General features: G+C 53.1%; 5 protein-coding genes. All 5 read right to left on the reverse strand.

What is annotated here, in order from left to right:
- Window positions 1–50: 50 nt before the first annotated feature.
- Entirely contained in the window at window positions 51–1,016 is a 966-nt protein-coding gene (locus tag O3276_RS12900; RefSeq protein ID WP_269671715.1) for a hypothetical protein, read from the reverse strand.
- Entirely contained in the window at window positions 1,006–1,992 is a 987-nt protein-coding gene (locus O3276_RS12905) for a hypothetical protein (protein ID WP_269671716.1), read from the reverse strand. The genes O3276_RS12900 and O3276_RS12905 overlap by 11 nt, the downstream gene beginning before the upstream one ends.
- 380 nt (window positions 1,993–2,372) lie before the next feature.
- The gene (locus O3276_RS12910) at window positions 2,373–3,644 is read right to left on the reverse strand and encodes a hypothetical protein (protein WP_269671717.1); all 1,272 of its coding nucleotides are present in this window, start codon (window positions 3,642–3,644) and stop codon (window positions 2,373–2,375) included.
- Window positions 3,565–8,034, reverse strand: coding sequence for an AAA family ATPase (locus O3276_RS12915; protein ID WP_269671718.1), 4,470 nt, complete (start codon window positions 8,032–8,034; stop codon window positions 3,565–3,567). The genes O3276_RS12910 and O3276_RS12915 overlap by 80 nt, the downstream gene beginning before the upstream one ends.
- Before the next feature lie 17 nt (window positions 8,035–8,051).
- On the reverse strand, window positions 8,052–8,951 hold the full coding sequence (locus tag O3276_RS12920; RefSeq protein ID WP_269671719.1) for a hypothetical protein: 900 nt from the start codon (window positions 8,949–8,951) through the stop codon (window positions 8,052–8,054).
- Window positions 8,952–9,125 lie beyond the last annotated feature (174 nt).

Consider the following 9,125-nt stretch of genomic DNA (forward strand, 5'->3'; position numbering starts at 1 on the left):
GCGCGCAGCGGCGACCACATAAGTGGCGAGCTCGTTCACCGAGTTGTTATTTATGTCATCCGATTCTTTGCTGTCCTGGTGAACCGTGGCCGGACAGTGCCGGGCCAGCGCCCAGAAATCGGCCTTGATGTCCCTAAGCTCCGGGGCCGGGTGTCGGGCCAGCCAGTGCTCCAGGGCGGATCGGTCGGCACGGTTGTCGGTGGGCTGATCCGGATAATAACCGGCAATTTTCGCCTTGATGAAACTGTAAATCTCCGGAGCGCCGCGATACGCCTTGGCCAACAGCACATGCAAGGCTCGGCGTTGATGGCAGGGCAGCAGCCCGGGGCTACCGTCCAGCAGGCGTTCTGCCTCGCCCTGTTGCTCAAACCGATACTGAAAATCCTCCCGGTCCAGGGCGGCCTGTCCGGATAGCGCTTTTTATAGGATTGGGGCAGAGACATCAGCAGTGAGTAGACCGGGTTTTCCGGTGCGGGTGGTGGGCTGTCGGAAACGTTGAGCAGGGCGTTGATCAATGCTGAGCCGGTGGTTTGCTGCCCCGGGGGAGGCATGAAGGTGACCTGTGCCTTTGGCAGATCCATCTTATGCCCATGAATAAACAGGTAAGGGGCGGGCAATAACAGGGTTTCCAGGTTGGCAGCCAATTCCGGGTTGCACTCCAGACCATAAAGGGTCGTTGGCGTCCCATTGACCAGGGCATCCAGCAGTCGACTGTTGGTCAGGGAAAAAGTGAAACGGCTCTGGCTGGTGAGGTTGACCTGTTGCAGGGATTCCAGGGTATCCCCGGGGTTAATCCGATAAGTGAAAGTGGCGCAGCCTGTGTTGCAGGCTCCCGTGGTTGGACAGTCGCCAGCCCTTGCAGGGAGCAACAAATCGGTTGGCAAATTGGTAAACAACTGTGGTCTTTTACTCGCCGGTAATTCCTCCAGTCGGCACAATAACCATAACCACTGTTTGTCATCCAGCTCGCCAGTAAGCACCAGTTGCCTGCAACCTTGCAGCAGATTAGCGAGCATATCCGTTTGCACAACGGCAGTGCCCTCTACCATCACACGGCCTTTGAGACGCTCGATTGAGCTGCCGTTTTATCACCACAAACGGGCTTTGGGGACAAAAAACGGTGCTGTCGCTGATCGTCTGATCTTTCCGGGTGTTGAGTTCGGTGGCACAGACATGGGCTACGGACAGGGATATCTGCTCAGGCAGCCGGACCCATTGCTTGTTGGCGGTAAATCCGCCAACCCGTATGGCCGTTGCCAGGGCTGCCTGGAAGCCAGTGTCTTCCCAGGGTGCATTGTTAAGCACAAGGTGGGTATTCTCTTTCAGGTTGGCCAAAGCCCCTTCAGAAAAAACCAGCCGACCCCGATCATTGAGGGTGATACCACCAAAGAGTTGATGGTACCAGTTGTCGGTGGTGGCAAAGTTGATGTTGACGCGGAGGGCATTGGCCGGGATATCTTCCGTGGTTTTTTGGGCCAGCAAGGTTTCATCGGTCACCGGATCGGCAATATTGCAGTCGGCTTCTGATAGGGTCTTTTCCGGCATTTGCCCCAATCTGCGCCAGAGGTCGGGGTTGGCAGGCTTACTTCCGTCTAGCATCCCGTGGTTGACCAGAAATACCCGACGGATGTGGTCGCCCAGTGGTTTATCGTTACACTTGGGTCCCACCTGAAGAAGGTCATTAAAGCTGGCGATATCACCGGGTGTCATGGAGGTCAGGTCAAACACCAGGGTCATCGGCTCATCCGTAAACAGTCGGCCTTCCGCTTTTTGTAATTGGCCGCCCTCTAGCCAGGTTTGTTGCATCAGGCCCTGTTTTTCCAGATCAGCCAGCGCGTGAATGCAATAAGTTGCAGGCTGTTCACGGCGTAATTGATCAATAATTCGCTGTTGGGTTAACGGAGTATTGGCAAAATAGAACTCACCGGTGCTCAGGCTCTGATGGACTAATTCCTGATCCGTTGAGCGGGCGGTGGAGTGATCGCTTTGCAAGTGAGAGGTAACTTGACAGGCGGCTGTTGTCCTTTGTCCTAAGTCAGGCGTTGGGACTTTTTGAGGTTCTATTAATCTTGATCGCTTTGCTGAAGATTGCTGAAGCTTTGTCTGTCCATCGGAAAAATCTGATATTTTCCTTATGTCTCCCTCCTGGTGTGGTAAGGAGTGGTTTATTGTTTGATTTGGCAAGGAGTGATAATTGATAACTTTGTTTATTGTTTTGTCCATTTGATCATCCATGCCTGATTTATGAATGCCGGTGTCATGAGATTAAGGACAACAAAATAATAAGAACGTTCCTTCCACTACAAACGCATGAACATTTATCGAGCAGTCATTGTTGAGCGGTTTGCTAATATTTCCTTCTCCCTATTTTCCTAATCTGCAATCAATGCAAGAAACTCATCTAAAAGGAGCAGCAAATCATCCGTTTGAAGAACGACAGCGGAAGGTTGGTTAAAACAGTATTTTATACGTTCCGGGGGTAATTTTAATCGGGCCATGGACTCAACTTTGCAGTCATCAAGCGTAAGCCGACTATCAAGGTAAGTCTGCACTGCCTTGGAATAGTTATTATAATACCAAGTCAACCAAACGGGAGAGGTGGTATCATTCATGTGATGTGCTGCCAGCCAATAAAAGAATATTTTTTTTATTAACCCATTTAATTCTACATGCTTTTTACTCATGGATATTTCGATAATTCCTGGCCTTACTCCGGATTTTATTGATCCACCAATCTTGTCGTCTATCTCCTGGTCTGGTAAGGAAGTACAATCAAAGATAACGGGTTTGTAGTTTGTAGATTTTGATACGCTCAGGAAAGCAGCCTCGCCGGACATAAGCTTTTCAGGGATGATAATGCTGTTGCCCACAGGCTGGTGGTGGAGCTGTTGATGGATGCGAGGCTGTGATAGTTGCTCCAAAAGAGAGTGGCTCATGGTCATCGTTTTGATGAAGTCTGTGCAGAGCTTTGATAAGCGTACCTTGTCAGTTTTTTGTTCCTCAGCATTAATGGCCAGTTTCTCGGGACTTAAAGAATATGACATAAGCATTAATTTTACCTGGTCCTTTAACTGACAGGAGTCACAGGACTCAGAGAACGTCTGTAAGATGGCCAATAATACATATTTCAGAAATTCAGGTACGGATCGGTAAAGATCACATAGCCAGTTTAAATAGTCCACATCAGGCACTTGTGCATCTATCAGGCGATATAATATCTTTATAGGCGAAATCATGAAATGATGTATCGCATCATTGCCCCAATTATCTACCATAAGCCAAGCGCTTTTTTCTATAATACTTTTCCATTCATTTATGTTTTTACCAAACCGGTAAAACATTTGTGGCGATAATAGTATCCCCCAATTATTCTGAATCCCTCTGTAATTGCTGGAGCTTACAGGTTCTCGGTGGAATGCAGAGTAGATATCTTCAAGTGTGTACATAACCTCCGTCACAGCTGATTCGTTTTTGTTCAACAGGAATTGGTTTGCAAGATAATCAAAATTCTTATCAATTAAATAAAAAAAGTCTCGCGATGAACCGATAAATTGGTTGGAATAGTCATACTCCTCGGGTGGCTTCAGCGCAGATTGGTCTGGTTGATGATAATCCCCCCCAGTCGGGTTCTGCGATATCTTCAATGGTCTGTCCGCCACCCCCGAGTTGGTATTGTCGCCAGGTGCGGCCGCCATCGGGGCTGATTTCAACAAAACGGTGCGAAGCATTCTCTACTTGCCGCGCAGGAATACCCCAATAATGGCAGAGCACCTGGAAAATCGTCGCCTTGTGTCGGCAGGCCCCCTGTTTCTCCCTGAGCATATTCAGCAACAGCTGTTCATCTTGCCCGGTCACATTTTTGCTATCGGAAAATGTATCCAGCCAACCCAGCAACGCCCTGAGTCGTTGCGGGATATCCGGGATCCCATGGATGTTACGCAGCTCTGCATAGGCTTTGCAGGTGTTGGTTTCGGAGTAAAAAATATTCTCTGCCAGGAGATCTTCAAGCCGTTGACTGCATAATCCCTCTGGTAATGTCAGCCATTCGCCCGGTCTCAGTTGGGTAAAATAGGTTTGCCCGGGGGCGATGATAAAGTCCACCGTAACCGGTGACGCTGAGGATGCCTGACTTTTGATTAACAGTTGCCCTGTCAGCTCGCTTCGGGCCAGCTCAATGGGTATTTTCGGGGTGCAGCGCAGTGCCCGGAGCTGGTCTCTGGGCGTCAGGGCAGGCAGGGGCTGCCACTGGTTATTCAGGATCAGCGTAAACTTGCCGGGCAGTTCATCTGCGCCAAGGTTGGTCCGCCAGGCGCTATCATCTGGCCATCCTGGCAACGGTGTTAGCGTGCCATTTGTCCAGTCGATGGGGTAGTTACGCAACCGGCCATCTTCATCCAGACGGGTCTCCAGAAAAGTGAGATGATATTGGTGGACATCGTAAGGGCGTCTGGGGAAGTACCTGGCGACCTTGTGGTGGAGGGGAGCCACAATATCGCCAAATTTACAAGGGTAAGCCGAACGACCGGTTTGTTGTGGGTTTACCGTTGATCCGCTATTGCGGCTGGTCTCCATATTTTGCTGCATGGCTTGTGCAATGGTCATGACGTCCTGATCTGTTGCTTCCCGTGTCACCGTGATTATCCGGTCAGCACAACGGGTTACAGGCCCGAATATTACCGTGATGGGCGTCAACAGTCCGGGTATGCTATTGGCGCTGGCCTCAAGGTCCCGGCGCCGTTGTTCTTCCTGCTGGATTCGTTCCAGGCGTGCGGTATCCTCCTTCAGCGGAGGCAGCGGTGTCTGCAAGGCACGAAAGGGCAGTGACAAGTGTTTTCGCAAGGCCTGATGCCAATGTTCAGGCCGCTGGCTGGCCAGCTGCCGGGCGCTGCTGAACAGGTCGTCCAGTGCCAGTTGCACCGGGCGGTTCTGCTGATGCAGTGCTGTGGCCAGTTGGTGGAAGTGACCCGCCAGCCACTTGGGCAACCCGTCAGGTATCTTGGGCAAACCCTGCACCAGCCCTTCCAGTTCTTCCGGGGTAAGGGCTGCCAGCCTGACCTGGGTGCAGCGGCTCGTCAGGGCCTTGCTCAGCGCTTCCCGTCCGGCAAAATAGCCGGGATTGATGGTGGCAAACAGGCGAAATCCCCGTGCCGCATGGCCGGTCAACACATGATTCAGCAACCCTTCTACATAGTGGCTGGGAATCAGGTTAAGCTCACTGATGGCGATCAGTTGCCCCCGGCTCATGGCCTGTTTAACGCGCTCGGCCAGAGTGGTCCACTGGTTCGGGTTGGCATTGATATGAACAAATGGGCGATTCATCCCTTGCTGTTGTTGCCAGAGCCGGATGGTTCTCTTCAGCACAAAATCCTTGCCCCAGCCCGCCGGCCCTTCCACCAGCATGGCGGTGCGTCCCGAGTCACCCTTGTCCAGACTTTGCCAGTAGTGGTAGACCAGCTGCCGGACAGGCTCCGCAGAAAAGTCACCATCGGGGTTGGCGGCCTGCAGTCGTTGGATAAAATCAGTAAAGCTCGCGTCAACCCCCGCCAAAAGCGACGGGTCTTCCTTGAACTGGCCCCGGTACCAGACGTTGAGGGTTCTCAGCCGTTGCTGGTATTCCGTGGTTACAGCACCGGCCAGACTGTCCATAAATGCCCGCCTGATCAGGGCGTTGACTTGCGCTGGCGTGTCGTCCCCGGTCGCGGAACAGTGACGGAGAATCTGGCGAACGGTGGCCAGCACATCGGTGATATCTCTGGGTGTGGTCTGGTCCTGCAGCTCCCGGAACTGGTTGTACAGGGTTAATAGCCGGTCACGGGCCTGTTGTTTCAGGTGATCAGGCCAGACCTGCGGTAGATTGGGCAGAATGATGGCGTTGGCCAGCACGGTCTCCGGCAAGGGGTTATAAAAGAAGGTGGGAATCCGTGATTTCAGCGTGTTATCCAGGTGCCGTCCCGAATAATGATCCGGATTACCGGTGAGAATAATCCGGTGCCGGTCCTTCAGTTCGTACTCCCGGCCCTGATAATGGAGTACCGGCGGCTTCCGGGTTAAACCGGCCAGGGGGGCAAGCAGACCCTCTGGCACCAGGTTGGCTTCATCGAGCACCAGCAGGGGTGGATCTTTCGATAATGCCCACTGCAGCAGTGGCCCTTCACAAAATTCGGTGGCATGGTCCTCCGCCCCATTGCCCACTGAATAACTGACCAGCTGCGGTCCGCCAAACAGGGCTTCTGAGGTATGGTTGGGCCCAAGCTGAAGCACCTGACAGTCTGGATAACCAGCCCTGGCCGCAATGGCTCTGGCCATAAAGGTCTTGCCAGCTCCGGCCTCACCCTGCAGGAACACCACGGGATGCTTCCGGACCCTCTGGGCCAAATGCTCCAGACGCCGCTCCTGCCGGGACCAGTGATGGCGCTGTCGGGCAAGGAGGGCATCGGGCAGATCCTGACACGGCCCGGGTAACTGATCATCAATAAAGTGGGTGGCCAGTAATTCCCGGATCTGTTGTGATTTCTGTTGATCGGTCTGATCCCCCATCAGAATGGCGGCAATCTGGCTCTCCAGCGTCCCGACTGTTTGGCTGATGATGTTGCCCTGCCTGAGTGATGCCCGGTGAGCAATCAGGGTATCTTTTAAGGTTGAGCGCAGGTTTCCATCAAAAAAGCGTTTTTGCCGGGCCAGCCGAAGATCCACACCCAATCGCTGTGCCATGGGCTGCTGCCGTGCGCGGCGCGCAGCGGCGACCACATAAGTGGCGAGCTCTTTCACCGAGTTGTTATTTATGTCATCCGATTCTTTGCTGTCCTGGTGAACCGTGGCCGGACAGTGCCGGGCCAGCGCCCAGAAATCGGCCTTGATGTCCCTAAGCTCCGGGGCCGGGTGTCGGGCCAGCCAGTGCTCCAGGGCGGATCGGTCGGCACGGTTGTCGGTGGGCTGATCCGGATAATAACCGGCAATTTTCGCCTTGATGAAACTGTAAATCTCCGGAGCGCCGCGATACGCCTTGGCCAACAGCACATGCAAGGCTCGGCGTTGATGGCAGGGCAGCAGCCCGGGGCTACCGTCCAGCAGGCGTTCTGCCTCGCCCTGTTGCTCAAACCGATACTGAAAATCCTCCCCGGTCCAGGGCGGCCTGTCCGGATAGCGCTTTTTATAGGATTGGGGCAGAGACATCAGCAGTGAGTAGACCGGGTTTTCCGGTGCGGGTGGTGGGCTGTCGGAAACGTTGAGCAGGGCGTTGATCAATGCTGAGCCGGTGGTTTGCTGCCCCGGGGGAGGCATGAAGGTGACCTGTGCCTTTGGTAGATCCATCTTATGCCCATGAATAAACAGGTAAGGGTCGGGCAATAACAGGGTTTCCAGGTTGGCAGCCAATTCCGGGTTGCACTCCAGACCATAAAGGGTTGTTGGCATCCCATTGACCAGGGCATCCAGCAGTCGGCTGTTGGTCAGGGAAAAAGTGAAACGGCTCTGGCTGGTGAGGTTGACCTGTTGCAGGGATTCCAGGGTATCCCCGGGGTTAATCTGATAAGTGAAAGTGGCGCAGTGTGGGTTGCAGGCTCCCGTGGTTGGACAGTCGCCAGCCCTTGCAGGGAGCAACAAATCGGTTGGCAAATTGGCAAACAACTGTGGTCTTTTACTCGCCGGTAATTCCTCCAGTCGGCACAATAACCATAACCACTGTTTGTCATCCAGCTCGCCAGTAAGCACCAGTTGCCTGCAACCTTGCAGCAGATTAGCGAGCATATCCGTTTGCACAACGGCAGTGCCCTCTACCATCACGTGGCCTTTGAGACGCTCGATTGAGCTGCGGTTAATCACCACAAACGGGCTTTGGGGACAAAAAACGGTGCTGTCGCTGATCGTCTGCTCTTTCCGGGCGTTGAGTTCGGTGGCACCGACATGGGCTACGGACAGGGATATCTGCTCAGGTAGCCGGACCCATTGCTTGTTGGCGGTGAATCCGCCAACCCGTATGGCCGTTGCCAGGGCTGTCTGAAAGCCAGTGTCTTCCCAGGGTGCGTTGTTAAACACCAGGTGGGTATTCTCTTTCAGGTTGGCCAGGGCACCATCCGAAAAAAACAGCTGCCCCCGGTCATTGAGGGTGATACCGCCGAACAGTCGGCGGTACCAGTGGTCGGTGGTGGCAAAGTCGAGGGTGATGCGGGAGCATTGGCCGGGATATCTTCCGTGGTTTTTTGGGCCAGCAAGGTTTCATCGGTCACCGGATCGGCAATATTGCCGTCGGCTTCTGATAGGGTCTTTTCCGGCATTTGCCCTAATCTGCGCCAGAGGTCGGGGTTGGCGGGCTTACTTCCGTCCAGCATCCCGTGGTTGACCAGAAATACCCGCCGGATGTGGTCGCCCAGTGGTTTATCGTTACACTTGGGTCCCACCTGAAGAAGGTCATTAAAGCTGGCGATATCACCGGGTGTCATGGAGGTCAGGTCAAACACCAGGATCATCGGCTCATCCGTAAACAGTCGGCCTTCTGCTTTTTGTAATTGGCCGCCCTCTAGCCAGGTTTGTTGCATCAGGCCCTGTTTTTCCAGATCATCCAGCGCGCGAATGCAATACGTTGCAGGCTGTTCACGGCGTAATTGATCAATAATTCGCTGTTGGGTTAACGGAGTATTGGCAAAAAAGAACTCACCGGTGCTCAGGCTCTGATGGGCCGCTTCCTGATCCGTTGAGCGGGCGGTGGAGTGATCGCTTTGCAAGTGAGAGGTAACTTGACAGGCGACTGTTGTCCTTTGTCCTAAATCAGGCGTTGGGACTTTTTGCGGTTCTATTAATCTTGATCGCTTTGCTGAAGATTGCTGAAGTTTTGCCTGTCCATCGGAAAAATCCGATATTTTCCTTATGTTTCCATCCTGGTGTGGTAAAGAGTGGGTTACTGTTTGACTTGGCAAGGAGTGATAATTGATAACTTTGTTTATTGTTTTGTCCATTTGATCATCCATGCCTGATTTATGAATGCCGGTGTCAGGAAATTTTGGACAACAAAATAATAAGAAGGTTCCTGCTACGGAAACACCGATTGGATGCTCAACCGAAAGGAAAACCAGTTCAACTGGCTGGCCGGTATGCTGATGGTATTGCTACCAAACGAAATCACAAATAGT

Origin of the sequence: Endozoicomonas sp. GU-1 (assembly GCF_027366395.1) — a bacterium.
Lineage (GTDB): Bacteria > Pseudomonadota > Gammaproteobacteria > Pseudomonadales > Endozoicomonadaceae > Endozoicomonas.